The sequence below is a fragment of the Pigmentiphaga sp. genome, assembly GCF_033795525.1.
Taxonomy (GTDB): Bacteria; Pseudomonadota; Gammaproteobacteria; order Burkholderiales; family Burkholderiaceae_B; genus Pigmentiphaga.
Genome location: NZ_JARYGM010000003.1, coordinates 358,432 through 382,371, shown reverse-complemented (window position 1 = coordinate 382,371; position 23,940 = coordinate 358,432). Strand labels below are relative to the sequence as shown.

Annotated in this window: 24 protein-coding genes; 7 read left to right on the top strand and 17 right to left on the bottom strand. The window is 66.5% G+C overall.

The features are described from left to right. Positions 1–117: 117 nt before the first annotated feature. Both pcaDC and QHC78_RS10395 read right to left on the bottom strand, forming a co-directional pair. Positions 118–1,290 (bottom strand): bifunctional 3-oxoadipate enol-lactonase/4-carboxymuconolactone decarboxylase PcaDC, encoded by a 1,173-nt coding sequence (gene pcaDC / locus QHC78_RS10400; RefSeq protein WP_319744146.1) that lies wholly within the window; start codon positions 1,288–1,290, stop codon positions 118–120. Between the two features lie 3 nt (positions 1,291–1,293). Next, the gene (locus QHC78_RS10395; RefSeq protein WP_319744144.1) at positions 1,294–2,655 is read right to left on the bottom strand and encodes a class-II fumarase/aspartase family protein; all 1,362 of its coding nucleotides are present in this window, start codon (positions 2,653–2,655) and stop codon (positions 1,294–1,296) included. Positions 2,656–2,817: 162 nt separating this feature from the next. Between QHC78_RS10395 and QHC78_RS10390 the strand changes: the two genes are divergently transcribed. Further along, complete coding sequence (locus tag QHC78_RS10390) at positions 2,818–3,768, top strand: bifunctional helix-turn-helix transcriptional regulator/GNAT family N-acetyltransferase (RefSeq protein WP_319744142.1); 951 nt, start codon at positions 2,818–2,820, stop codon at positions 3,766–3,768. A 195-nt stretch (positions 3,769–3,963) separates the two neighbouring features. After that, positions 3,964–5,172 (top strand): zinc-dependent alcohol dehydrogenase, encoded by a 1,209-nt coding sequence (locus tag QHC78_RS10385; RefSeq protein ID WP_319744140.1) that lies wholly within the window; start codon positions 3,964–3,966, stop codon positions 5,170–5,172. Between the two features lie 32 nt (positions 5,173–5,204). Here the strand turns inward: QHC78_RS10385 and QHC78_RS10380 are convergent, their stop codons facing one another. From QHC78_RS10380 to QHC78_RS10345, 8 genes are all read right to left on the bottom strand, one after another. Then, positions 5,205–5,681, bottom strand: coding sequence for a BON domain-containing protein (locus QHC78_RS10380; protein WP_319744138.1), 477 nt, complete (start codon positions 5,679–5,681; stop codon positions 5,205–5,207). Positions 5,682–5,792: 111 nt separating this feature from the next. Beyond that, complete coding sequence (locus tag QHC78_RS10375; RefSeq protein WP_319744136.1) at positions 5,793–6,653, bottom strand: fumarylacetoacetate hydrolase family protein; 861 nt, start codon at positions 6,651–6,653, stop codon at positions 5,793–5,795. A 22-nt stretch (positions 6,654–6,675) separates the two neighbouring features. Continuing rightward, entirely contained in the window at positions 6,676–7,653 is a 978-nt protein-coding gene (locus QHC78_RS10370; protein WP_319744134.1) for a Bug family tripartite tricarboxylate transporter substrate binding protein, read from the bottom strand. A gap of 49 nt (positions 7,654–7,702) precedes the next feature. Continuing rightward, positions 7,703–8,221, bottom strand: coding sequence for an aromatic-ring-hydroxylating dioxygenase subunit beta (locus QHC78_RS10365; RefSeq protein ID WP_319744132.1), 519 nt, complete (start codon positions 8,219–8,221; stop codon positions 7,703–7,705). Positions 8,222–8,236: 15 nt separating this feature from the next. After that, positions 8,237–9,517, bottom strand: a complete 1,281-nt coding sequence (locus QHC78_RS10360; RefSeq protein ID WP_319744130.1) for an aromatic ring-hydroxylating oxygenase subunit alpha — start codon at positions 9,515–9,517, stop codon at positions 8,237–8,239. 25 nt (positions 9,518–9,542) lie between these two features. Continuing rightward, positions 9,543–10,898 (bottom strand): metal-dependent hydrolase family protein, encoded by a 1,356-nt coding sequence (locus QHC78_RS10355; protein ID WP_319744127.1) that lies wholly within the window; start codon positions 10,896–10,898, stop codon positions 9,543–9,545. A gap of 10 nt (positions 10,899–10,908) precedes the next feature. Further along, positions 10,909–11,715: an alpha/beta fold hydrolase gene (locus QHC78_RS10350; protein ID WP_319744125.1), complete on the bottom strand. Its 807-nt coding sequence runs from the start codon at positions 11,713–11,715 to the stop codon at positions 10,909–10,911. 16 nt (positions 11,716–11,731) lie between these two features. Next, positions 11,732–12,139 (bottom strand): RidA family protein, encoded by a 408-nt coding sequence (locus QHC78_RS10345; protein ID WP_319744123.1) that lies wholly within the window; start codon positions 12,137–12,139, stop codon positions 11,732–11,734. A 188-nt stretch (positions 12,140–12,327) separates the two neighbouring features. Between QHC78_RS10345 and QHC78_RS10340 the strand changes: the two genes are divergently transcribed. Then, positions 12,328–13,275 carry a LysR family transcriptional regulator gene (locus QHC78_RS10340; protein ID WP_319744121.1) on the top strand — a complete coding sequence of 316 codons (948 nt, stop codon included), beginning with the start codon at positions 12,328–12,330 and terminating at the stop codon, positions 13,273–13,275. 10 nt (positions 13,276–13,285) lie between these two features. Here QHC78_RS10340 and QHC78_RS10335 read toward each other — a convergent pair whose 3' ends face one another. Then, positions 13,286–14,032, bottom strand: a complete 747-nt coding sequence (locus tag QHC78_RS10335) for an SDR family oxidoreductase (protein ID WP_319744119.1) — start codon at positions 14,030–14,032, stop codon at positions 13,286–13,288. Between the two features lie 103 nt (positions 14,033–14,135). On the opposite strand from QHC78_RS10335, the gene QHC78_RS10330 reads away from it, so the two are divergent. From QHC78_RS10330 to QHC78_RS10315, 4 genes are read left to right on the top strand one after another with little or no spacing between them, the layout of a single operon-like run. Further along, positions 14,136–15,086 (top strand): LysR family transcriptional regulator, encoded by a 951-nt coding sequence (locus tag QHC78_RS10330; RefSeq protein ID WP_319744117.1) that lies wholly within the window; start codon positions 14,136–14,138, stop codon positions 15,084–15,086. A gap of 56 nt (positions 15,087–15,142) precedes the next feature. Then, positions 15,143–15,553 carry an alpha/beta fold hydrolase gene (locus QHC78_RS10325; RefSeq protein ID WP_319744115.1) on the top strand — a complete coding sequence of 137 codons (411 nt, stop codon included), beginning with the start codon at positions 15,143–15,145 and terminating at the stop codon, positions 15,551–15,553. Then, positions 15,528–16,631, top strand: a complete 1,104-nt coding sequence (locus tag QHC78_RS10320) for a cupin domain-containing protein (RefSeq protein ID WP_319744113.1) — start codon at positions 15,528–15,530, stop codon at positions 16,629–16,631. The genes QHC78_RS10325 and QHC78_RS10320 overlap by 26 nt, the downstream gene beginning before the upstream one ends. Before the next feature lie 60 nt (positions 16,632–16,691). Next, on the top strand, positions 16,692–17,684 hold the full coding sequence (locus QHC78_RS10315; protein ID WP_319744111.1) for a Bug family tripartite tricarboxylate transporter substrate binding protein: 993 nt from the start codon (positions 16,692–16,694) through the stop codon (positions 17,682–17,684). Positions 17,685–17,718: 34 nt separating this feature from the next. On the opposite strand, the gene speE is transcribed toward QHC78_RS10315, so the two are convergent. The 6 genes from speE to QHC78_RS10285 all read right to left on the bottom strand — a co-directional run bounded on the left by speE (position 17,719) and on the right by QHC78_RS10285 (position 23,770). Then, a complete protein-coding gene (gene speE, locus QHC78_RS10310) occupies positions 17,719–18,957 on the bottom strand; it encodes a polyamine aminopropyltransferase (RefSeq protein WP_319744109.1) in 1,239 nt (412 codons plus the stop codon). A 293-nt stretch (positions 18,958–19,250) separates the two neighbouring features. Continuing rightward, complete coding sequence (locus QHC78_RS10305; protein ID WP_319744107.1) at positions 19,251–20,255, bottom strand: Bug family tripartite tricarboxylate transporter substrate binding protein; 1,005 nt, start codon at positions 20,253–20,255, stop codon at positions 19,251–19,253. Positions 20,256–20,489: 234 nt separating this feature from the next. Next, on the bottom strand, positions 20,490–21,296 hold the full coding sequence (locus QHC78_RS10300) for an aspartate dehydrogenase (RefSeq protein WP_319744105.1): 807 nt from the start codon (positions 21,294–21,296) through the stop codon (positions 20,490–20,492). A gap of 29 nt (positions 21,297–21,325) precedes the next feature. Then, positions 21,326–22,126, bottom strand: a complete 801-nt coding sequence (locus tag QHC78_RS10295; protein ID WP_319744103.1) for an IclR family transcriptional regulator — start codon at positions 22,124–22,126, stop codon at positions 21,326–21,328. Positions 22,127–22,129: 3 nt separating this feature from the next. Next, positions 22,130–23,026, bottom strand: coding sequence for an alpha/beta fold hydrolase (locus QHC78_RS10290; RefSeq protein ID WP_319744101.1), 897 nt, complete (start codon positions 23,024–23,026; stop codon positions 22,130–22,132). Between the two features lie 207 nt (positions 23,027–23,233). Continuing rightward, complete coding sequence (locus tag QHC78_RS10285; protein WP_319744099.1) at positions 23,234–23,770, bottom strand: cupin domain-containing protein; 537 nt, start codon at positions 23,768–23,770, stop codon at positions 23,234–23,236. Between the last annotated feature and the right edge of the window lie 170 nt (positions 23,771–23,940).

The window sequence follows — 23,940 nt, the reverse complement described above, 5'->3', positions numbered from 1 at the left end:
GGCGGTTTGAGGCAGGTCCCCATTTTCAGCCCGGATGGCCCGCCCATCCGGGCTTTTTTTCGTGCCTGCCCGGCGCACGGCCGGTCCCTGCGGACCGCCGATGCGCGCCCGGCATGATCAGGTCCGGGCGGCCTGATGCTTCTCGATCACCTTTCCGGCCAGGTGGAATCCGGTATTGGCGGCCGGCACCCCGCAGTAGATGGCTGCCTGCACCAGCGTTTCCTCGATTACCTGGGGCTCTATCCCCGCCCGCAGCGCGGCGGCCACATGCATCTCGAATTCTTCCCAGCGGCCCAGCGCCAGCATCATCGAAAGCACCGCGATCCGGCGCGTGCTGTCCTCGAAGCGGCTCGACGTCCAGACCTCGCCCCAGGCATAGCGGGTGATGAAGGCCTGGAAGCGGCGGTTGAACGGCGTGATGGAGGCATTGCGCGCATCGACGTAGCTGGCGCCCAGCACCTGGCGGCGGCGGGCCATGCCGTAGTCGTAGCGGTCTTGTTCGGTCACGACGGGCGGCTCGGTCAGGAACTCGATCAGCGTATCGCAGAACTGCACCGGCACTTCGCTGGCCGCGATATGGGCCGCGGGCAGCATGCGGGTCGTGGCGCCCGGGATCTTGCCGGCAATGAACTCGCCGGCGGCAGGCGGGGTGGAGACGTCGCGTTCGCCGGTGATCACCAGGGTGGGCACGTTGATGCGCGCGAGGTCGTCGGCTACCTGCATGTCGCGGATGGCCGCGCAGCAGCCGGTATAGCCGACCGGCGAGGTGCGCAGGAAGGTGTTGCGCACGCGCTGGTAGGCGATGCTGTTGCGTTCTACGTATTCCGGCGTGAAGAAGCGGCCCATGGCCATGTCGACGATGCTTGCCATGCCGTTGGCACGCACGGTGTCGATGCGCGTTTGCCAGGCCTGGGGGTCCATCTGGCTGGAGGTATTGCAGAGAGCCAGGCGGCGAAGGCGGCCGGGCTTGTTGATGCCATACCACATTCCGACCATGCCGCCGAGGGAAACGCCGGCGTAGTCGAAGGTTTCGCAGCCGGCGGCAGTGGCCACCGCGTCCAGGTCGTTGCCCAGCTGCTCCAGCGTGTAGTCGCCGGCCGGCGCATCGGAAGCGCCATGTCCGCGGGCATCGAAGCGGATGACCCGGAAGTGGCGCATCAGCCGCGGCAGGACATCGTCCCACACCGAGAAATCGGTACCGATGGAATTGCCGAGCACCAGGGGCGGCAGGCTTTCGTCACCGTCGCTGCGCCAGTAGATGCGGGCGTCTCCGCTGACAACGTGGGGCATGTTCTAGTCCTCCTGGATAAGGGTTTTTTGTTCCTGCCATTGATACAGCACGGCACTGCACATCGGCTGGCACGCCGCGATCTGAGGCTGCGGGCCCGCCAGGGTGTCGATGTCGTCCGCGCCGAGCACGGCAGTGACTTCGGGAATCTTCTTGAGCAGCGAGGCGACCGGGGTGCGTTGGCCGATGGCTTGTTCGCAGACCTGGCCGACGATGCGCTGGGCCTGGGCCGGCCCGAGCAATGCGGACAGCTTGAGCGAAATGCCTTCTGAATAGACCACGCCGTAGAGGCGGTCGATATTCGCCTGCATGGCCTCTGCGTCTACGCGCACGCCTTCGGCGATGTCGACGGCCGCCGCGATGCTGCTGGCGGCGAGGTTGAACAGGTCGGCCAGCACCGGCATCGCATTGGGCCAAGTGCCCAGTCCGCGCTCGTGTTCGGAGGTCAGTTCGCCGGCCAGGATGCCGGCCAGCGCCGGCGCCCGGTACGAGGCGTCGAGCAGGTACATGCTCGAGACCGGATTGCGCTTGTGCGGCATGGCCGAGGAGCCGCCCCGGCCTTCGCCCGTGGGCTCGAAGGCTTCCGCCACTTCGGCCTGCATGAGCAGCGACATGTCGCGCCCGATCTTGCCCAGCGCGCCGCACAGAATGGCCAGCTCGCTGCCCAGGCGGGCCAGGCGGTCGCGGCCGCCTTGCCACGAAATGGCCGGGACCCGCAGGCCCAGGCGCGACGCCAGGACCTGCGCCACGCGCTGGCCTTCGCCGTAATGGGTGGCCAGCGTGCCGTTGGCGCCGCCGAATTGCAGCGTGCACGCTTCGTCGGCGGCTCGCTTGAGCGCCACGCCGCAGCGGCCGGCGGCATCGAGCCAGCCGGCCACCTTCCAGCCGAAGGTTACCGGCGCTGCAGGCTGGATGAGCGTGCGGCCCAGCAGCGGTGTGCGGCGATGCGCCTCGACCTGGGCGGCCAGGGCGTCGCCGAGCCTGACGAGCTCGGCTCGCAACAGGTCTATGGATAGACGGGCCAGCGAGACTACGGCGGTATCGGCGATGTCCTGGCTGGTCGAGCCGTAGTGCACATAGGCGGCGGCCTTGTCGTCCTTCTTGGCGACGGCCGCCTTGAGCGCCTTGACCAGCGGGATGGCCAGGGTCCCGGCCACGCGCGCCTCGGCCGCCAGCTTGGCGGGATCGACGGCGAAGGACGAGCAGGTATCGATAATGACCGCGGCGGCGTCGGCCGGGATGACGCCGCATTCGCGCTGGGCGGCGGCCAGCTCCGCTTCGAAGCGGACCATGGCGGCGATCACGGCCTGGTCGGTCCAGAGGGCCCGGATCGCCGGCGTCGAGAAGAAGGCGTTGAGAGCGTCCATGGTGATGTATATCGAGGGTCTGCGCCGGAGAGCGCGGGTCGGCATGACGATAGCACGTCGGCCCGCCCTTTCTTGGGGCCGGCGGCCGCTGCGGCGGGCACCCAGGGTTGGTCCGGCCGACGATTTGGTTGTATCGTACAACCTTAGTGCAAGGAGGCAGCCATGGCCATCGCCGTCGAGCCCGCTCTTATCGATCAGGTCCGCGAAGCCTCGCGCGAGATCGTGCGGGAGCTGGGCTTCATGAAACCCCACTTGGCTGCCACGCCCCACCCGGCGTCGGCGGTGCATGCCATCGTGGAAATCGGCAGGCATGGCGCGCTGCCCGCGTCCCGCCTGGCCGAGCTGCTGCGCCTGGAGAAGTCCAGCGTCAGCCGCATGGTCCGCAAGCTGGTCAAGGCGGGGGAGGTGCGCGAAAGCGCCAGCCCGGACGATGGTCGGGTCAAGCTGCTGACCCTGACCGCGCGGGGCCGCCGGACGCTCGCCGCCATCGATGCCTACGGCAGCGGGCAGGTGGTTCGTGCCCTGGCGGGGCTCCCGGGCGCGCAGCGCGAGGCCGTCAGAGCCGGCCTGCAGACGTATGCCCGCGCCCTGGCGGGACCAGGCGCTTGCACTGGCGCGTCCCAGGCGATCGATATCGCGCACGGCTATCGTCCCGGCATGATCGGCCGCATCGTCGACATGCATGGCCGTTTCTACGCGCGCGCCGCCGGTTTCGGCCCCTACTTCGAAAGCAAGGTCGCTGCCGGACTTGCGGAGTTCTGCGCCCGTGCGTCCTCCCCTCGCAGCCGCGTCTGGACGGCCGAGCAAGAGGGACGTATCGTCGGTGCGGTCGCGATCGACGGCGAGGACTTGGGCGATAACGTGGCGCACCTGCGCTGGTTCATCGTCGACGATGGGGTGCGCGGCGCGGGCATAGGCCGGCGCCTGCTGGACGAGGCGCTCGCTTTTTGCGACGAAACGGGTTTTGCCGCCATCCGGCTGTGGACCTTTCGCGGCCTCGACGCCGCCCGCCGCCTGTACGAGGCGCACGGTTTCATGCTGGTAGAAGAATGGACCGGCAACCAATGGGGCGAAGAGGTGGTGGAACAGCTATTCGAAAGGACGCGGCCATGAGCGCGTTGCCTTCATAGCGATTACCGGGAGACCTTGTGGCCGCTCGCGTCGTGCTGGCTGGATACGGGTGAGGTGCCGTCGGGACGGGTCGAATCCCGAACGGGCTCGATCGATTGATCGCGGCATGGGACTTGCTGCCCGTCCGCCCCGCCGGGCATGGTCCGGCGCTAATGGCGCGAACACGGGAGATTGCTCATGAAAGCTGTTGTATTCCACGGCATAGGCGACATACGTCTGGACGACGTAGCGGATCCGGCCATCGAACAGGAGACCGATGCAATCGTCAGGTTGACCGCTAGTGCGATTTGCGGGACCGACCTGCATTTCATCCGGGGCACGATGGAGGGTGTCAAACCCGGGACCGTGCTGGGACATGAGGGTGTAGGTGTGGTCGAGCAGCTTGGCCGCGAAGTACGCAACCTGAAGGCCGGCGACCGCGTCATCATTCCGTCGACCATCGCCTGCGGCTATTGCTCATATTGCCGGGCCGGCTACTACGCCCAATGCGATAACGCCAATCCGCACGGCAAGCAGGCGGGAACGGCCTTTTATGGCGGACCGGAGCAGACCGGCCCGTTCAGCGGCCTGCAGGCCGAAAAGGCCCGCATACCGTTCGCGAGCGTGAACCTCGTCAAGATTCCCGACGATGTCAGCGACGACCAGGCCATCATGCTGTCGGACATCTTTCCTACCGGCTACTTCGGCGCTGATCTTGCCGGTATCAAGCCGGGCCACACTGTCGCCGTGTTCGGATGCGGTCCGGTGGGCCAGTTCGCCATTGCGTCGGCCAAGCTGATGAAGGCGGGCCGCATCTTCGCGGTGGACGCTGTACCGGATCGCCTGGAGATGGCGCGGGCCCAGGGGGCGGAAGTGGTGGACTTCAACACCGAGGATCCCGTCCAGGCGATCCGGCAGGCGACTGGCGGGATAGGCGTGGATTGCGCCATCGACGCCGTGGGGGTGGACGCGGTCCATGCCCATACCGGGCCGGCCTCGCACGATCCCGGCGTGCCCAAGCAGGAGCAGCAGGCTGCCGCCACTGCGCCCCACGCGCAGCCCAGCGACGGCAACTGGGTGCCGGGCGATGCGCCGGGCCAAGCTCTCGATTGGGCTGTGCGTGCCCTGGCGAAGGCCGGCACGCTGTCCATCATCGGCGTCTATCCGCCCACCGACAATACCTTCCCTATCGGCGTGGCGATGAACAAGAACCTGACGATCCGGATGGGTAACTGCAATCACCGCAAGTACATCCCGGAGCTGGTCGAGTTGGTACGCACCGGCGTTATCGATCCGCTGGCCGTGCTCACCAAGCGCGAGCCGCTGGCCTCCGCCATCGATGCCTACAAGGCATTCGACCGGCGCAAGCCCGGCTGGGTGAAGGTCGAACTGGAGGTGTCCGCCTAGCGCGGCGTGACCGGTTCGCCTCGTGGGCTTGGTCAGGACTTGGACGCCCCCTGAAGCTCCGGTACGAAACCCGGGTGCTCGTGCACCTCCAGCCGGTCCTCTACGCTGTCCACACCGGGTACGGCGCTGACTTCCGCAATCAGCTTTTCATGTTCCGAGGCCAGGATCTGTCCGCTCAGGCAGACTTGGCCGGCCGTTGCGGAAACGTCGATGGAGCCGGGATGGCTGGTGACCCGGCCCAGATGGGAGCGGACCCGCTCGACCAGTTGCCACTCGTCAACGGGCGATCCGTCCATCCCTATGGTGCTGCGCGCCCGGGCGGCGACGCCGTGGAGTTGGTCCGCCGCGCGTTTGCGGGCCTTGCGCGCATAACGGTCGAGGTCATGGCGGCTGGCCGCGGCCTTATCGCGCAGCAGCGCCCTGCGCCGCCGTCCGCCTATAGGGTCGAACAGATACATGGCGGTCGCACCGAGCGCGGCCGCAGCGACATAGTTCAGTAAATGTTTCATGTGCTTCTCCCGACTGTCGATGCTGAGGTGGACGAAGTGCCTCGTTCGAGGCCCCCCGCCGGGAGAATGCGCAGCACGACGTGTGCCTGTAGAAAAAACGCGGGTCTTCGGTCAGACCGGCTCATCGGGGTGCCGGACGACGCGCTGGGTCTGGGTGCCGAGACCTGTGGCGCCCAGCGTGATGATGTCGCCGGGCGCGAGATAGCGTGGCGGGCGGGCGCCCATCCCGACGCCGGCCGGCGTTCCTGTAATGATGAGATCACCGGGTTCGAGCGTCATGACACGGCTGCAGTAGCTGACCAGTTGCGCGCAGGAGAAGATCATGTCGCTGGTATGGCCGTGCTGCTGGCGATCGCCGTTGACATCCAGCCAAAGCTCGAGGGCCTGGGGATCGCCGACCTCGTCGGCCGTGACCAGGTAGGGGCCTACCGGGCCGAAGGTGTCGAATCCCTTGCCCTTGCCCCATTGGCCGCCGCTGCGCTCGAGCTGGTACTCGCGTTCGGACACGTCGTTGGCCAGGCAGTATCCGGCAATGTAGGCGGGTGCATCCGCTTCGGCGACGGAACGCGCGCGCCGGCCGATGACGATGCCCAGTTCCACTTCCCAATCGAGCCGGCTGCAACCCGGAGGGATGACGATGTCGTCGTCCGGGCCGCAGAGACAACTCGTCCATTTGGGGAACAGCGTCGGCTCTGCCGGGATGGCCATGCCCGACTCGGCGGCATGTTGCCGGTAGTTCAGGCCGACCGCCACGAACTTGCCGATGCCTGGCCAGGGGACGCCCAGCCGGGGCCGGCCTTCTATGACGGGCAGACGCCGTGTGTCGAGCGCGGCCAGCATGTCCAAGGCGGCCCTGTCCAGCATGCGCGGGCCGATATCGTCCAGCAGTCCGGACAGATCGCGGAGTACACCGTCCCGGTCCATCAGGCCGGGACGCTCTTCTCCGGCCGGACCGTATCGCAATAGCTTCAATTCGGTTTCCGATAATGGGGTATCAATTGGGCGTGATGCCGGCAAGCTTTACGGCTTTGCCGAACTTCTCCAGGTTGGTCCGGATGTTGGCGGCGTAGCCTTCGGGCGTGCTGCCTATGGCGGTCGCGCCCATTGCGTTCAGCCGTTGGACGGCATCGGGGTGCTTGAGCGCCGAGGCCACGGCGCTGGAGAGCTGCTTGACGATGGGCGCCGGCGTGCCGGCCGGTACGACGATGCCCATCTCGGAACTGAAGTCGAAGCCCGGAATGGTTTCGGAAACGGCAGGCACGTCGGGTGTCATGGCGGGGCGCTCCAGCGTCGTTACGGCGATGATGCGGGCCTTGCCGGTCTTGACATATTGTTCCAGGGCCGGATAAGCGGCGATGACCAGCGAAGTCTCGCCGCCCATGAAGGCCGGGACCGACTGGCCCGCGCCCTTGTAGGGGACATGCACAATGTCGACACCCAGGCCGTTCTTGAGCGACTCCATCGTGATGTGGTGGATGCTGCCTATGCCTGACGAGCCGTAGGTCAGCATCCCGGGCTTGGCCTTGGCCAAGGCGGCCAGATCGGCCAGGTTGTGGACATTCAGCGACGATTGCACGGCGACGTACAGCGGGATGGCGGCAGCCAGCGTAACCGGCGTGAAATCCTTGGCGGCCTGGTAGGGCAGCTTGGCAAAGAGGTAGGGGTTGATGGCCAATTGCTGGATGTCCGAGAAGAACAGTACCTGGCCGTCGGCCGAGGAATGGGCGACCGCTTTCGCGGCACCGATGCCGCCGGCGCCTGGCCGGTTCTCGACGACGAACTGCTGCTTGAACGTCTCGGAAAGCGACGGACTGAGCGACCGCGCAAGAACATCGGGAGCGCCTCCTGGCGCATAAGGCACGATCATGCGTACCGGCTTGGTGGGATAGGTTTGCGCCTGGGGGGCGGCGGCGCTCCATAGCAGGGCCAGCCCTGCGAAGATGGAGCCTATGCGTAGACGACGGGGGTTCATCTGGGGCCTCGAACGAACGTGGATGGAAATGACGAACCGCCGGCCAGCCTTAGAAGGGCTGAGTCAGCAGGGGAAAACTCTGGTCGCAGTTGGTCAGCAGGACGCGTTTCTGGGCGATGCGCAGCTGGCCGCCTTCCCGGCGAAGGGTATGCAGGTAGTGGCCGCCGAATAGGCGGCGCTCAGCCCCCATTCGGTCTTCCAGCATGATGAACTTGCTGCGTATGCAGTACTGGGCGCCGGTATCGTCGACCGATTCAAGCTTGAAATTGGACAGCACGCGCACCGTGGCCGAGGGAGGGTCCTGGCAATGGATCATCGGGTGCTTGAGACGGGTCACACGGGTCTTCATCGTGTGTTTCTCGTCGTAGTAGAGCGAGACGTGGCTGGTCCAATCCGGCTGGCCGTGGGCGGCAGGTACCCAATACACGGCATCCTCGCAGTAGAGGTCCAGCCACTCGTCGAATCGCCGGGCATCGAGCAACTCGGCTTCATGCTCGACGAAATCACGCAGTTCTTCCAGATCAGGTCCGGCGTGGCCGGTCGGGGCAAGCTTGGTAACGGTATTCATGTCGTCCTCTCGGCATCAAGCGCCCATCAACGCGCGCCAGGCGTAGTGCTTGGCACGCTGGCCGACTTCGCTCGAACGCGCGCCGAACAGCACGCCGTCGCCTTCGTCGACTTCTTCGCCCATGCCGCGCGCCACCAGCACCCAGTCGCTCCCGTGCGCCATCAGGCCTTCCTGGCAGCGTTCGAACGCCTCCAGGTCGTCGGTCTGGATGAACGAGGAGGCGGAGTGGGTCATGTTCAGATACTTGACCAGGTCGTTGGAGATCACGTCCGGCGCGCCCGCGAGCCGGACCGGCCAGACTTCAACCTCGGTAAAGTCCACCGTTATGGGCTTGACCACCCGGACCGAGGTCTGGGCGATCAGGATGTCCAAGGTGGGGAACAAGGTCAGGCTGTGACGGCGGTTCTTCAGAATGTCGGCCGTGCGTTCTTCGCCGTAGCGGGCCACCAGCATCGCGCGATACTCGTCCCACGCGCCGCCGGACTGTTCCTTGTCGAACAGAGATTGTTCGGAACTATGGCCGTTCTTGAAGCCACGTACGCCCAGCTGCGAGACGACCGCCTCGCCGTTGGGAGCGAAGAAGCGCGCCGCTCCGCCCTCCTGGCCTGCCCGGCGCTGGAACTGGCGCCCGTCGGGGCCTACCGTCGAGCCGTGGGCCGCCGCCGGGTGGTAGGTGTCGGCCATGTTGTCCATCTGCAGCTTCCAGTTGCCGCGAAAGTGGTAGCGATGGCAGCCCGCCGAAAACTCGATCCGCCCCTCCGGCGAGCGGTCCACCAGTTCGTCTATGCCTTGCCGTGCCACGCCCAGGAAATCGAGCAAAGGCATCACGTCCGGGTCCATCGAAGCAAAGACGAAGCCCCGATAACTGTCTACCCGTGCCAGCCGCTCCATGCCGGCGCGCGGCTCGCGCAGCGAGGCCTCGGGGAAATCGGCGCGCATCGGCACGCCGGCCAGGTCGCCGTTGGGCCGGAAGCCCCAGCCGTGGTACATGCAGGAGAAAACGCGGGCATTGCCTCGGGTCTTGGAAAGCACTTTCGCGCCGCGGTGCCCGCAGCGGTTGTACAGCACGTGTACGTCGCCCTGGTCGTCGCGGCTCAGGACCACCGGCTGGCCCGCGAGCGTCGTGCAGTAGTAGTCGCCGGCATGGGGCACGAGGCTGTCGTGGCCGACATAGACCCAGACTTTGCCGAACACCTTCTCCATTTCGGCTTCGAACACGGCAGGATCGGTGTAGTAGGCACGATGCACGCGATCGGCCTGCACCATGTCCGCGAATTGCTCTTTCGTATATGTCATTAGGGGTTTCCTTGCAGCGTAACGGTCAGCGTCTCAGGACGCCCTGCCCCGCATCCTGGTCGTAGTGGAAGATGCCGTTCAGGAACATCTTGTGGCGTTCGTAGTGCATCTGGCGGCGTGGGGCGGGCGGGGTACGGTCCACCGGGCGGCCCGATTTGAATATCCAGTCGAAGCGCGACGGCTTCTGCAAAAGCGCGATGTCCTGCGTGGGATCGCCGTCGACCACGAGGAGATCGGCGTAACGCCCGGGCTCGATGCGGCCCACCTGGTCGCCGAATCGCTTGAACAGCCGTGTGGCGCCCAGCGTGCCGGCGTGGATGGCCTGCAGCGGCGACATGCCCAGGTCGTCGACAAAGATCTGGAGTTCCCGGGCATGCCATTGGCCGTATGGAACCGGCGACCAGCCGCTTTCCGACCCCGGCACCAGTGGGATGCCGGCCTGGCGGGCCCGTCCCAGGTTGGTAATGGCAGCGTCCACTTCACGCTGGAAACCCGCGTTCGCGGGATTCTGCGCTCCGCCGGTCGCCGCGATGGCGTTGACCAGCAGCGGCAGCGTGGGGACGATGACGCACCCGTTGCGCAAGCACCACTCGATGCCTTCGTCGTCGATGAACGACGCATGGAAAATGACGTCGAACCCCGCCCGGGCCGCATCCGCCACCGCATTGCGCGACCGGGCATGGACCGTGCACATGCGGCCCAGCCTATGGGTTTCTTCGGCGACGATGCGGTACTCGTCATAGGTGAATGCCGAGCCGTCGAGCGAATCGGGCGTGATGAAGGAGTCGTTGGAGCCCGACACCTTGATCGCGTCGACGTTGTCCTTGACCTGGTAGCGGATCTGCTCGATCAGCTCGTCTTTGGAGCGGACCAGGACGCCGGCCTGGCCGGGCGGAAACTCCATGCCGTTGGGGAAGGAGTCTTCCAGTCCCTGGTGGGAGGTCAGCTGGCGCCCCGATACGGCCAGCCGGGGGCCCTCGAACATGCCGCTGTCGATGGCATCACGCACGGACTGCGCGATGTTGTAGGTGGTCGCGGCATCGAAGGCGCTGGTGACTCCCGCCTGGAGCACTTTGCGGGCGTTCCAGACGGCCTTGAGCGTGCGGAACTCCACTGGCGTGTACAGCGCGAGTTCTTCTTCGGATCGGGCTTCCCCGAACGAGATATGGATGTGGCCATCGATGAGGCCGGGCAAAACGCTGCGGCCCGGCAAGTCGATGACCGTGTAGTCGGGGCTGCGGCAGAAATCGGGCACTGCGCAGGCCTCGCCGACCCATTCGATGCGCTCGCCTCTCGTCGCCACGGCGCCGTTCTGGATCGGCGCGTCGAGCGTTCCATCTATGACCTTGCCTTTGATGAGGTAAGCCGGCGTATCGGACATTCGATGCTCCTCAGTCGAAGAACGCGCGGGCCAGGGCCAGGAATTTGCCGGGATGCTCGAAGGCCACGGAGTGTCCGCAGTGGTTGAGCAGGTAGACATCGGCCTGCGGCAGCGACTGGGCGATGCGGATCGTCAATGCCTCGGCCGGGAATCCCGCGTCATTGCGGCCATGCAGCATCAGGACATCGCACTTGATCTGCGCCAGTTCGCTCGGAGCGAGTGCGATTTCGTCGATGAAGCGGCGCTTGTCGCCGGCGAACATCTCGGCAAAGCGCCGCGCATAATCGCCGTTGAACAGGATGCGCTCGCGGTTGGCCAGGTAGGCTTCGTCGATCAAGGCGGGATCGTGGACCAGGGACCGGGCTACACGCAGCAGTTCGTCCCGGTTGCGGGGGAAGGTCCACGCGAGTTCCGTGGCCGGATTGGGCGCGAAGGATGCACCCATCGTAGCGGTCGTCATGACCTTTGCGATACGCGGTTCCAGCCCTGCCAGGCGCAAGGCCAGTGTGCCCGATAGCGAATGGCCGACGATGCCTACGTTGTCGCCCGGAATGCGGCGCAGCATCTCGCGGCATTGTTCGAGCCATAGCGGATAGTCGAAATGCGGCCCGGCGGGCTTGGGGTCCGACGAGCCGAAGCCGATGAGGTCCATCGCGTACACGCGGTAGCGTTCCGCCAGGGCAGGCAATACCCGCCTCCAGTTACCCTGGGTAGAGGCGCCGGCCCCGGAGCCGTGCAGCATCAGCACGGGCATGCCGGAACCGCCCTCGACATAGTGGCAGGAGAGCCCTCGACAGGCGAAGCGGCGTTCTTCCATGGCGTCAGAGGAATCGCTAGAGCGCCGCAATGGCCTGGACTTCGATCAGGAAATCCTCGCGCAGCAGGCGATCGATCATCAGCAGCGTGTTGGTCGGATAGGCGCGGTCGCCGAACATGGACGGAAATTCGCGATTGCGGAAGGCGCCGAGCCGGGGGATGTCCTGCGAGTGCACGAGGTAGGTGGTGAACTGCACGACGTTCTGCCACCCGGCGCCCACTTCCTCCAGCGCAATGCCGATGTTGCGGAAGACCTGGACACACTGCGCGTCGAAATCGCCCGCGCCGACGGTATTGCCCTGGGCATCGGTTGCCACTTGGCCGGCGATGAAGACGAACTCCGAAGCCTTGACGCGCGCTACCTGGGAATACTGGGCCAGCGGTGTGCCCAGGCCGGCGGGGTTGAGGATCTGGATCTGGGGCATGGCAAACCTCGAGACAGGCGTATCGTTAGGTGAACTAAACTCATGCCACGGGGCTGGCCGGGCTGGCTCGCCCCCGCGGACATCGCCTGGAGGTTGATTCCCCGGCGTCGTAGGATCAATATAGAGAGGGGCCACGACGCTGTCACACGAATTATGTTCGTGGTTGAGATAAGAAAATCTAAACTTAGATGAGCCAATCGCTACCGCCGTTGACGGCGCTACGGGCGTTCGAGGCCGCCGCCCGGCACCGGAGCCTGAAAAAGGCCGCTGAAGAGTTGAATGTCACGCCGGCGGCCGTCAGCCATCAAATCCAGTTGCTGGAAGAGCTGCTGGGCGTCAGGCTGTTCCGCCGCGTGCACCGGGGGATCGAAATGACGGCGAGCGCCGAAATCTTCGCCCCCAAGCTGCAAGAAGGATTCGAGTGCCTGCGCCAGGCGGTAGGCCGGTTGCGCGAACATCGTGGCGCCGACGTGCTGGAGGTAGGAGCGCCCCCCTCGTTCATTTCCAACTGGCTGATGCCGCGGCTGCATCGATTCTTATCGGCTTACCCGGAGGTCGACGTGCGTGTCTCTACGCGCGTGCGGCAATTTTCGCAGTTGCCCCGTGGCGTGCGGGGAGACGTCGCCAGCGTGATGAGCTGGGTCGACGAAGTCGACGTACTGGTGGTGTTTGGCAATGGCGATTATCCCGGCACGCGGGTCGACATGTTGCTGCCGCTCACCGTGACGCCCCTGTGCAGCCCGTCGCTGCTCGAGGGGCCAAACCCGCTGCGCGAACCCCGAGACCTGCGTCGCCACACCTTGCTGCACGACGATAGGGGCGTGCTCTACGAGGGGCCTTCGTTCTGGGATATGTGGCTCGAGAAAGCCGGCGTTACGGGCGTGGACACCAGTCGAGGGCTGCACTTCTGGCATTCGATCCCCGCCATGGAGGCCGCGGTGGCAAGCCAGGGCGTGGTCGCCACGACCAAGGCGCTGGCCGAGATCTACCTGTCCACTCGCCGCCTCGTGGCGCCGTTTCCCCTGGAAGTGCGGCTCGCTTCGAGTTATCACATCGTCAGCAACGAACCCGCTTCCAAGCGCGAGGTGGTCAAGCAATTCCGGGAGTGGCTCCAACACGAGGCGCAGTCGGCGTAGCCGGCGGCTGCTACAACCCGCCGGCCACCCGCAGCACCGTTCCCGTCACATACCCGGCCTTCGCCGACAATAGCCAGATCACCGCCTCGGCGATTTCCTCGGCCTGTGCCACCCGTCCCATCGGCACTTTCGCGGCGACGCGTGCGGGCCTGTCTGGTTCGCCGGCCGTGGCATGGATATCGGTCAGCGCGGTTCCCGGCGATACGGCGTTCACGCGTATCCCGCGGGCCGCCACTTCGCGCGCGAGCCCGACCGTAAAGCCTTCCACGGCCGCCTTGGACGCGGCGTAGTGCACGTACTCGTTGGGCGCGCCGAGGGTCGCGGCCACCGACGAGAGATTGACGATCACCCCGGCGGCGCCGTCGGCCAGCCAGCGCCCCACGGCCTGCTGGCTGAACAGCATCGTCCCCATGACGTTGACGTCGAGCACGCGCCGCATCGTGGCCGCCGTGGTGGCGGTGAAGGGAGCGATGGGACCGGTAATGCCGGCATTGTTGACGAGGGCCGTGACCGGCTGCGGCAGCACGTCCGCTTGCTCGAAGACCCGTTCGGCCGCCCGCTCGTCGGCCAGGTCGGCCTGCAGGCCCAGCGCATGGCGCCCCATGGCCTGGACTTCCCGTACCAGGGCTTGCGCGGCATCCTGCTGCTCGCGAAAGGTGAAGCAGACGTCATAGCCGGCCGCGGCGGCGAGCCGGACGATGGCCGCGCCGATGCCGCGGCTGCCGCCGGTGACGAGTACGGTGCCGGGATGGGTCATGGCTGGATCTCCTCTGAGTGGTGTATTGACCGTACTCTACGGCATAGCGGCGCCCATATCATGCCGCTCACGCCCGCGCCGAAGCCTGAACCATGAGGTTCTCATGTCCGCCAACAAGCGTATCAATCTCCAGTTGCTGACCTACCTGGATGCCTTGATGAAAGAGCGGCATGTGACGCGCGCGGCGGAACGCGTGGGAATCGGGCAGTCTGCCATGTCGAGTGCGCTGGCGCGGCTGCGCGAAATCTTCCATGATCCGCTGCTGGTCAAGACCTCGGCCGGCATGGAGCCCACGGCGCGCGGCCTCGAGCTGGCCCGCAAGGTGCACGAAGCGCTGGACCTGATCGAGGCGGCGACGCGCGGTACGGACGTGTTCGTGCCGGAAGTGGCCGAGGGGCATTTCCGCATCCTGGCGTCCGAAGGGGTAGCGCGCCAGTTCCTCCCCGGACTGATGGCCAGGGCGCGGCAGGAGGCGCCGCGGTTGCGCTTCACGTCGCGCCCGGTGGATATCCGTCGCACGCACGAGTATTTGCGCGATGCCGAGGGAGACCTGGTCATCGGCTATGTGCGGCAAGTCCCGCAGGACCTCCACCAGACCGTGCTTTATCCGCAGAGCGTCGTCTGCATTGCGGCGGCCGATCATCCGGATATCCGCGGCTCGCTCACGCTGGAGCAGTTCATCGCCTATCCGCACGTGGTATGGGGAACCGGCCCGGTGCCTTATCCGACCATCGAAGTCATGGTGGACGACATACTGGAGCACCGGGGCCTGGCGCGGGACGTCGGCCTGCGCGTGCCCAACGTGCTGCTGTCGGCGGACGTGGTGGCGGTGACCGACATGCTGGCCATCGTGCCGCAACGCATCGCGGACGATGCCGCGCGCACGCTGCCCTTGCAGATCCTTCCGCTGCCGTTCGACGCCGACCGGGCCGATCTGAGCATGCTGTGGCACGAGCGCGTGCACCGCGAGCCGGCCCATATCTGGCTGCGCGGCGTGATGCGCGACGTGGCGGCGCGGCTGCGGAGCGATGCCGCGATTGACGGACTTCAATAGCGGTATCGGCGGTGCGGCATTGTGCCGCGCGGCGCCGGCTTGCTGTAATCGCCGGCATGCAAGATTCCGTCCGCGGCCTTGAAGGCCGCTTCCCTCGAGAACGCCTGGACCTGGCGGTCAATGGCCGCAACGTCCCCGGCGTGCTATGGCTGCCCGCCGGCGCTTGCGCCGGCCTGGTGCTGGCTTGCCATGGCGGCGGAGGCCACAAGGAGGCCCCCGTCATTCTTGCCATCCGCGATCGCTTGTTGCCGGCCGGCTTTGCGGTAGGCGCCATAGACGGACCGGTGCATGGCGACCGGCGGTCCGACGGCGTGCGCGATCCGGCCGTCGTGCGGCAGGATTTCCGCGTCGCATGGCGCCGCGGCGTCGCGGATTTGTTCGATGCCATCGGCTGCGGCAGGCCCGCGGACGGGAACCCGCCCGTTCATAGATGGAGCACCCATGAAAACTCTGGACGTATCGCCTGAAACCATGCTCGCTCGCACGGCCCGCTTCGAGGATTACGGCCGCCTCCACGCCCAGGGGCCGCTCGCCGCGGCCGCCGAGGCGCTATGGGGCGCGCGGCTGGTGCCCTTGATGGGGGCGCGCAATACCAAGGGGCGTTTGGCCGGACCGCCCGTGCCGAGTCCAGCCAGGGCCTGTACCGGCTACGCCGCGTGGGCCGCCGGCGCTCGCTCGCTTCCCTACCGCAACCCCGATGCGATGGAGAACCTGCTGTGCCTGGAAGGGACGCTGCACGTGCGATTCGGTCCTGATCTGGCGCACGAGATCCGGCTGGAAAGGTTCGATCTGCTGTCCATTCCCGCCGATGTGCTGCACCAGGTATTCAGCGATGGCAAGCAAGGCGCCACGGGCTTGGTGCTGCTCAATGGCGCGCCCGATTGCGCGTATCCCGCGTTGTTTGCAGAACCGCCGGCGGCGCCGGTCGATGCCGATGCGTTGGCGGCCTTGAATGCCGCCTTAGACGCTGGCCGTGGCCGCGCTATCGATCCGGACGCGATGGCGCAGCGCGTAACCCGTTTCGCGTCGCTGGTGCCGTACAAGCGCGCACTGAATGCGCGCAGCGCCATTCCGCCCGAGGCCACCGAGTGGCTCACCGCCAGCTCGGTGTTTCCGCTGCTGATCCCGGAGGGGCATGTGGGCCGCTCGCAGGACGCACCGCTCAAAGGCCTGCCCGGCCTGTACGTCGCGATCGCCGAATGCGTGCCGGGTGACGGGCCCCTGCCCCATGCGCACTTCGACACGCAGGAATCGTTCTTCGTGCTGGACGGCGAATGGGACATTAGCTGGGGATTCGAGGACGAGTTCCGGCTGCCGGCCCGGCGCTTCGACCTGGTAGCGGTACCTACCGGCGTCATGCGCGCCTTCCGCAACACCGGGAAGGAGCCTGCCCGCCTGTTCGTCATCATCCAGGGCCAGGAAAGAATGAGCGATACCGTCGTGTATTCGCCCAAGGTAGGCGAAGAGGTCCACAGGCGTTTCGGTCCGGAAGTGGTCGATGCCTTGCGCAAGGTGAACATCACTTTCGACGCGGAGCGCGGCTGACGGTCCGGACCCGTATCGCGCCGCTTCCGCCAGAGAAGCGCGCATTCAGGAGGAGTGGAGATGAAACACCCGTATCGGGCCGCTCGCGGTCCCATGCCGCGCTTGCTCGCGGCCGCCATCGCCGCCGTGGCGGTACAGGCCGGCCATGCCGGCGAACCGGCCTATCCGGCCCGGCCGGTCAGGCTGATCGTTCCCTATGCGCCCGGCGGCGTCACCGACGTCTCGGCCCGGCTGGTTGCGCAGCACCTGAGCACCTTGCTCGGGCGCTCGGTCTACGTGGAGAACAAGGGCGGCGGCGGCACGCGCATCGGCGCCGCCGAGGCGGCCAAGGCGGCTCCCGACGGCTATACGCTGCTCTACGCCAACTCCATCACCCATGGCACGCTGCCCGCCACGGCGGCCTCGCTGCCATTCGATCCCGTCAAGGATTTCGCGCCGGTCGCCAAACTGTTCTGGTATGCCAGCACCATCGTCTGCCATCCGTCAGTGCCCGCGGACACGGTGGCCGAACTGGCGGACTATGCCAAGGCGCATCCGGGCAAGCTGAGCTATGCCAGCGCCGGACCCGGCACGGGCAACCATTTCTCCAGCGAATTGTTCAACGCCATGGCCGGCGTGAAGATCGTGCACGTGCCTTATCGCGGGAGCGGCCCGGCCCTGCAGGACGTCGTCGCCGGCCAGGTCAGCTGCACCCATGACGGCGCCGCCAAGCCGCAGGTCGACGCCGGCAAGGTCAAGGCCATCGCGACCACCGGCATTGCCCGGGACCCCCGTTTTCCGGATCTGCCCACCGTGGACGAGGCAGGTCTCAAGGGCTACGACATGACGTGGTGGCAGGGGTTGATGGCGCCCGCGGGCACGCCGCCCGAAGTCGTGGCGCGGCTGACGGAGGCGGTCCGCACCCTTGCCGGGGACGAGGCGTTCCGGGCCAAGGCCTACGACATTGGCCTGAACGTGCAGTATGCGCCGCCGGATGCCCTGGCCGAGCAGGTGCGGCGCGACATTGCCAAGTTCCGCAAGATCGCGGCCGATGCCAATATCGTGCTCGATTGAGGCAGCCGCCGGACGCGGACCTGCCTCGCTCCGTTCAGTCGTCGCTGAGCTTGCGGTAATAGTTGGGCAGCGCGAACAGTGCGCCGTGGACGTCGGCGTTGTAGTACTGCAGGTCGCCTACTTCGCGCTGCGCCAGCCGGGCCTGGATCTCGCCGGGGGAAACGGCTGGGGGATCGAGCACGTCGGAAGCGACGGCCAAGCCCCAGTAGGTCCCGTACAGAGGGATGTGCAGGCCGTAAGGCCGGACGTGGGCGAACACGCTGCGCAGCGCCCGGCATAGGCCGCGCACTTGGTCGGGCTGGTGGAACGGCGAGCCGATGTGCAGCACCAGGGCACCTTCCGTCGTCAGCACTTCCTTGCAGCGCCGGAAGAACTCAGCCGTATAGAGCGGCCCGGCGGGCGTATCGGGATCGGTGAGATCGAGCAGGACCAGGTCGAAGCGATCGGGCGTGCGCTCGAGGAAGTCCACGCCGTTTTCTGCCAGGATGGTGGCGCGGGGATCGTCGAGCGCACCGCGGTGGATGTTCCGCAGGTGCTCGCGCGCGACCTCGATGACGTCGCCGTCCAGGTCCACCAGCGTGGCCCGTTCGATGGTGCGGTGCTTGAGCAGTTCTTCGAGCGCGCCGCCGTCGCCGCCGCCTATGATCAGCGCGGACCGGGGGGCCGGATGAGCGGTGGCGGCCGGATGCACGAGGGCTTCGTGATAGAAGAACTCTTCCGCTTCGGAGGTCATGTAGCGGCCGTCCAGCCTGAGCGTGCGGCCCAGCGTGGGTGATTCGAGCAGCTCCAAGTGCTGGTAGGCGGTCTGCTTGTTCAGGATCCTCCGGTCGAACCGGAAACCGAAATAGGCTTGTTCGGCCACGTCTTCGAGCAAGAGTTCGCCTACGTCCGCCGGGCCTTCGGCGTCGCCGCGGCTCAGGCGCTGGCGTTGCATGTCGCCCGGGCGGAACGCTTCGACGATGGCCCTCATCAGCGCTTCGGCCTTGCGGGAATTGTCTTCCTGGAAATTACAGACGTACACGTCCAGCGTCACGCCCTTGCGCTCGGGCCACGTGTGGACGGCCAGATGGGATTCGGCAAGCAGCAGCATGCCGGTGACGCCGCCAGGCTGGCCTTGGTACTCGGGAAAGGTGTGCCACTTTTCGGCGACCAGGGTCAGCCCTGCTTCGAAGGTGTGGCGGCGGCAAAGGCGCGCGAGCGCATCGGCATCCGTCATCAGGACGGGATCACACGCGCATTGATAAAGATCTGCGGTAAGGTGCAGGCCTTGCATGGTGTCAATGCTCCTTGGAGTTGATTCTTGCGCCAAGGGATGGGCACAACGAAAAGCCCGAAGACCGACGGCCTCCGACTTCAAGCCCCACGCTGGCCGCTCTGGGGCGCTGCCCGGCAGGGCACTTTTTTGCTTTTGAGGGGGCGGCCTGATAGCAAAACCCTCGAGTCTACCGGAAAGCGGCGGCCCTTGCCGGAGGCTCACCGGGAAGGACGCGTGGGGCGGATCAAGACAAAAAACCCCTCGCAGGCGAGGGGTCGTGGACCGGCGGAGCGCAAGCGCCCGTTGGGGAATCAGCCGGCGGTGATGCCGCGCGCCTTGATCACCTTGGCCCAGGTATTGGTTTCGTCTTCCTGGAACTTGCGGAACTCTTCCAGGCGCAGGGGCGAGACTTCCAGGCCTTGCGCCTTCAGCGTTGCCAGAGTGGCCGGGGCGCTCAGGATCTTGGTGACGTCGCGAGCCAGCTGGCCGGAGACGTTGGCCGGGGTCGAGCGGGGCGCGTACAAGCCGTACCAGGAAACGACGTTCACGCCCTTGACGCCAGCCTCGGCGAGGGTGGGGATCTCGGGCATGATGGGCGAGCGCTCGGAACCGGTCAGCGCCAGCGCGCGCAGCTTGCCCGACTGGATCTGCGGCATCAGGGTCGGCAGCGCGCCGAAGATGACCTGGATCTGGCCGCCCAGGGCGTCGTTGAGCGCCTGGGTGGTGCCCTTGTAGGGCACGTGCAGCAGATCGGCGCCGGTCGCGTCCTTGAACAGTTCGCCGGCCAGGTGCAGACCGCTGCCCACGCCGGGCGAGCCGTAGGCCATGGTGCCGGGCTTGGCTTTGGTCAGCGCGATCAGTTCCTGGATGTTCTTGGCGGGAACGGACGGGAACACGGCGATGACGTTGGGGGCCTTGGCCATCATCGCGATCGAGGTGAAGTCGCGGTCGACGTTGTAAGGCAGGTTGGCCATGAGCGTGGGATTGATGGTCATGTTGCCGGCCGGGACGACCAGCAGCGTGTGACCGTCGCCCGCGGCGCGCTTGACCTGATCGATGCCGATGTTGCCGTTGGCGCCAGGGCGGTTGTCCACGACGGCGCTCTGGCCGTATTCATTTTGCAGGCCGGTGCCCAGCAGGCGGGCCAGTACGTCAACCGGGCCTCCCGGGGGGAACGGGGCGACGATGCGGAATTGCCCGGACTTCAGAGCGGCCTTGGCGGCGGCGTCGTCGGCGGCGGGGGCTTGGGCGAAAGAGGCCGTGGCGACGGCGGTGAACAGCGCGCCGGCCACCAGGCGGGTACTACGTTTGAACATGATGCAACAACTCCAAAACGGATAGGTATTCGCGCTCGTGGCGCGGGACGAAGGGGACGCCTGTAGGACGGCCCCGCTTCGGACCGGGGGATGGCCCATTGCGGCAGAGCGCGATATGCGCCCGGTGCCTGAATGCCCGGCGTTTTTCGCCAGGCACTGTCTCCGCCTTGCAGTGTCCCGCGGGGCCGGTCGGCCGGTCCGCGGGACCCGCTCTCCTCGAGAGGCGACGAGGTCTTATATCGAGATGGCGCGCGCCTGGTTGATGATGGCGCGTACGACGCTGTAGACGGTCAGCGCCGAGGTCTTCGGGTTGGCTGCAAGCGGCTTGCCGCGCATCGTGATTTCGAAGCTGCCGAAGGCGCCACTTGCTTCGACGTGGTGAACGTTCTCCTTGCTCGTGGGATCGGCGATCAGCCGCACCTGGGTGCGGTCCAGGCCGAGGCCGGCCAGGGACAAGGTCGCGGCGACGTTGGCATTCTTGGGGAACAGCCGGGCGGCTTCGCCGGCCGGGCCTTCGAAGATGACGGTCGGTTCGGTCAGCGTCTCGAGCTTGAAGGGACCGTCGGCCGGCGTGTCCTTCCAGGCCAGCGCCGGCTTGCGGCCGGTATAGACCACGGAGTCCAGGCCGCCGATTTTTGCCGCGGCCAGGGCATCGATGCCGCCGATGGCCCCCGAGAGCAGCTGGATCTGGGTCTTGCCGCGCGTGGCGGCCTCTTCGAGCTGGCGTGCCAGTTCGACGTCGGACAATGCACCGATGGATACCACCACGCAAGGGATGCCCTGTTCCAGGGCGGGCAGCACATGGGCCCGCAATGCGCCGTGGCCCGCGCATTCGACCAGCAGGTCGGGGCGCTGGGCAACGTCGGCGAGGCGTGCGACCACCTGGGCCTGCGGCGCCAGCGCCGCGATCTGTTCCCGCGCCTGCTCCAGCGTGGCCTCGGCCACGATGACGCTGTCGACCGATACGTCAGGATCGTTCTTGAGCAGCGACAAGACGCTGGTGCCGATGGCACCCGATCCTATCATCGAAATACGTAGCATGAATGGCTCCTGGGCGGCGCGCCGCCCGGTCAATGAGAAGGTGAGTAGTTGAGCAGGCGGGACAGCTCGTCGGCGGTGCCGCGTACCTGCGCGATCAACTCGCCGATGCGCGATTGCTCCACGCGCGAGGACGGCAACGCCGCGCCCAAGGCGGCGACGACGCGGCCGGTGTGGTCGCGCACCGGCGCCGCGACGCTGGTGATGCTTTGTTCGTAGAAGCCTGCGCCCATGGCATAGCCCTGCTCGCGGTCCTGCGCCAGTATCTGGCGCAGCGCCGTGAGGGTGGAGGGCGTGCTGGGCGTATAGACTTCCAGCGCTTCGTCGGGATAGAGCTCGTCGAGCTCGGCGTCGCTCAGATCGGTCAGCATGACGCGGCCCAGCACCGTGGCATGGGCGGGCAACCGGGTGCCGAGATTGACGGCACTGGGGAACAGCATGGGCGCGGACACTTTGGCGACATAGACGATGGACTTGCCGTCCCGCACCACGAGGTTGCACGAGTAGCCGATTTCATCGCGCAGGCGCTGCAGCAATGGCGAGCCGAGTTCGGTCAATTCCAGCGAGGCGAGATATTCGAAGCCCAGGCTGAGCACGGCCATGCCCAGCCGGTAGCTGCGTCCGCCTTCGGTCCGCTCGATAAAGCCCAGGGCCTCCAGCGTGGTCAGCAGCCGGAACACGGTCGACCGGGGCAGTCCCATCCGGCGCGCGAACTCCGGCGCGGATAGCGTGCGGTCCTGGCGATTGAAGTGACTGAGCAGCCGCAGGCCTCGTTCCAGGCCAGGAACGATGTAGCGCTCGGGAATGTCTTCGCTGATGGCGGCGTCGTTCATGAATCAGTTGGGCGCAGCGCCGGCGGTCGCGGCGGCGTAGGCGTTTTCGAGAATGGCGGCGATGGCTTCGGGCCGCTCGATGTGGCAGGCATGTCCGGATACGGCGATCGAGCCGTAGGGCGCGCCGAACATTTCCGCAATGGCGCGGCAGTTGGCCGGGACGGTCACGGTATCTTCGTCGCCCGAATGGACTTCGACGGGGACGGGCGCGGGTGCGTAGCGTGCCATGTCGGCATTGCAGAGCATTTCGATGGCCTGCCGGTAACCGGCAGTATCGAGGCGCTCCATATTCCAGCGTACCCAGGCCAGCGCCTCGGGGGCAGGCTTGGACGACAGCATCTTGGCCGGCCGCGTGCGCGCCATGCCCGCAATGCCGACTTCGTCCAGCGTGCGCAGCCGTTCGGCGCGCACCGCCTGCTGGCGCTCGGCCAGCGCGGGGTTGCCGTAGCCGCGCGTGGGGCTCAGCAGCACGAGGCGCGCGACCCGCTTCTTGCCGAGGTCATGGGCGTAGGCCGTGGCCATCAGCGTGCCGAGCGAATGGCCGGCCAGCACGCAGCGCTCGATACCCAGCGCATCGAGCATCTGGTGCAGCCGCGCCGCGTAATCCTCGGCGCCTGGCGAGGCGGGTTGCAACCGGGCCGAATTGCCATAGCCCGGGGCATCCCAGGCTATCACACGCGTGCGCGCGGCCAGCCGCAGCGCCGCATGCAACCAGGAACCGGCACCCGATCCGATGCCGTGCAACAGCACGACGGCCGTACCACCCGCCGGCAGCGATCCCGCCTCGCGGTAGCACTGCACGCCATCGGCAGTCTGCACCGACCGTTCGGCAAAACGGCTATCCAGCAACTGCAGCGTCTCCGGCGACGGTTCCGGCGCCAGCGTATCGGTATGCATCATTCAGTCCTTCAAGCAAACACCCCACGACCCACGGCCACTCCCTTTGGCGTGCCCTGGCTCATCACAAGAACACTCCGTCACGCACCCAGACGCCCGCAAGACCCCGGGCACCGCGGAGCCGGCTCCGCCGGTCCGCCAGTGCCGCCCCTTGAGGGGAGTGACCGAAGGTCACCTGGGGTGGGCTTCCCTTTGCGTAGGGGGGCTTGATCAGCGCTTGATCTTGGCCAGCGGGTGCTCGGGCGGATACGTCGGGGTGATGGGCTTCTTGGCGCCCAGCATCACGCACATCAGCGCGTCCTCGTCACCGATGTTGATCTCCTCGCGGTAGACGCCGGGAGGAACCGAGATCAGGTCGCGGTCGGTCAGGATGGTCTCGAAGCGCTCGCCGTCCTTCTCCAGGATGACCTTGAGCTTGCCGCGGATGAGGAAGAAGACTTCCTCGACGTCGGTGTGCAGGTGGGGAGGGCCTTCGTGGCCGGCCGGGATCACCATGGTCGAGAACGTGAAGTGCTCGGAGGGCACGGTATTGGCGTCGGCGGCCACGCCGGTGCCGCCCGTACCCACGTAGCGCATTTGCGCACGGCGGTACTTGGGATCGAAGTCGGCCTGGAATTTCAGGGCGTCCCAGTCGTACTTGCGGGTCGAGAAACGCGCGATGCGCGAGTTCATCCAGGTCTCGAAGTCAGCGCCTTCGGGACGATCCCAGGTACGAGCGACTTGCTGTTGTTCAGACATATCCGTCATGGTGTACTCCTGCATGGGCGCGGCTGGGCGCCGCTAAAGCCGGTGAAGGCAGGCCCGGGGAGGCCTGCCGCGGTGTTCGCTCTCACTGTTCGTGGCGTTTTATATATAAAACGCGGATTTAATAGTGAAACAAGGTTAAATATACGCCTTGTTGCCTCACTAGTCACTAG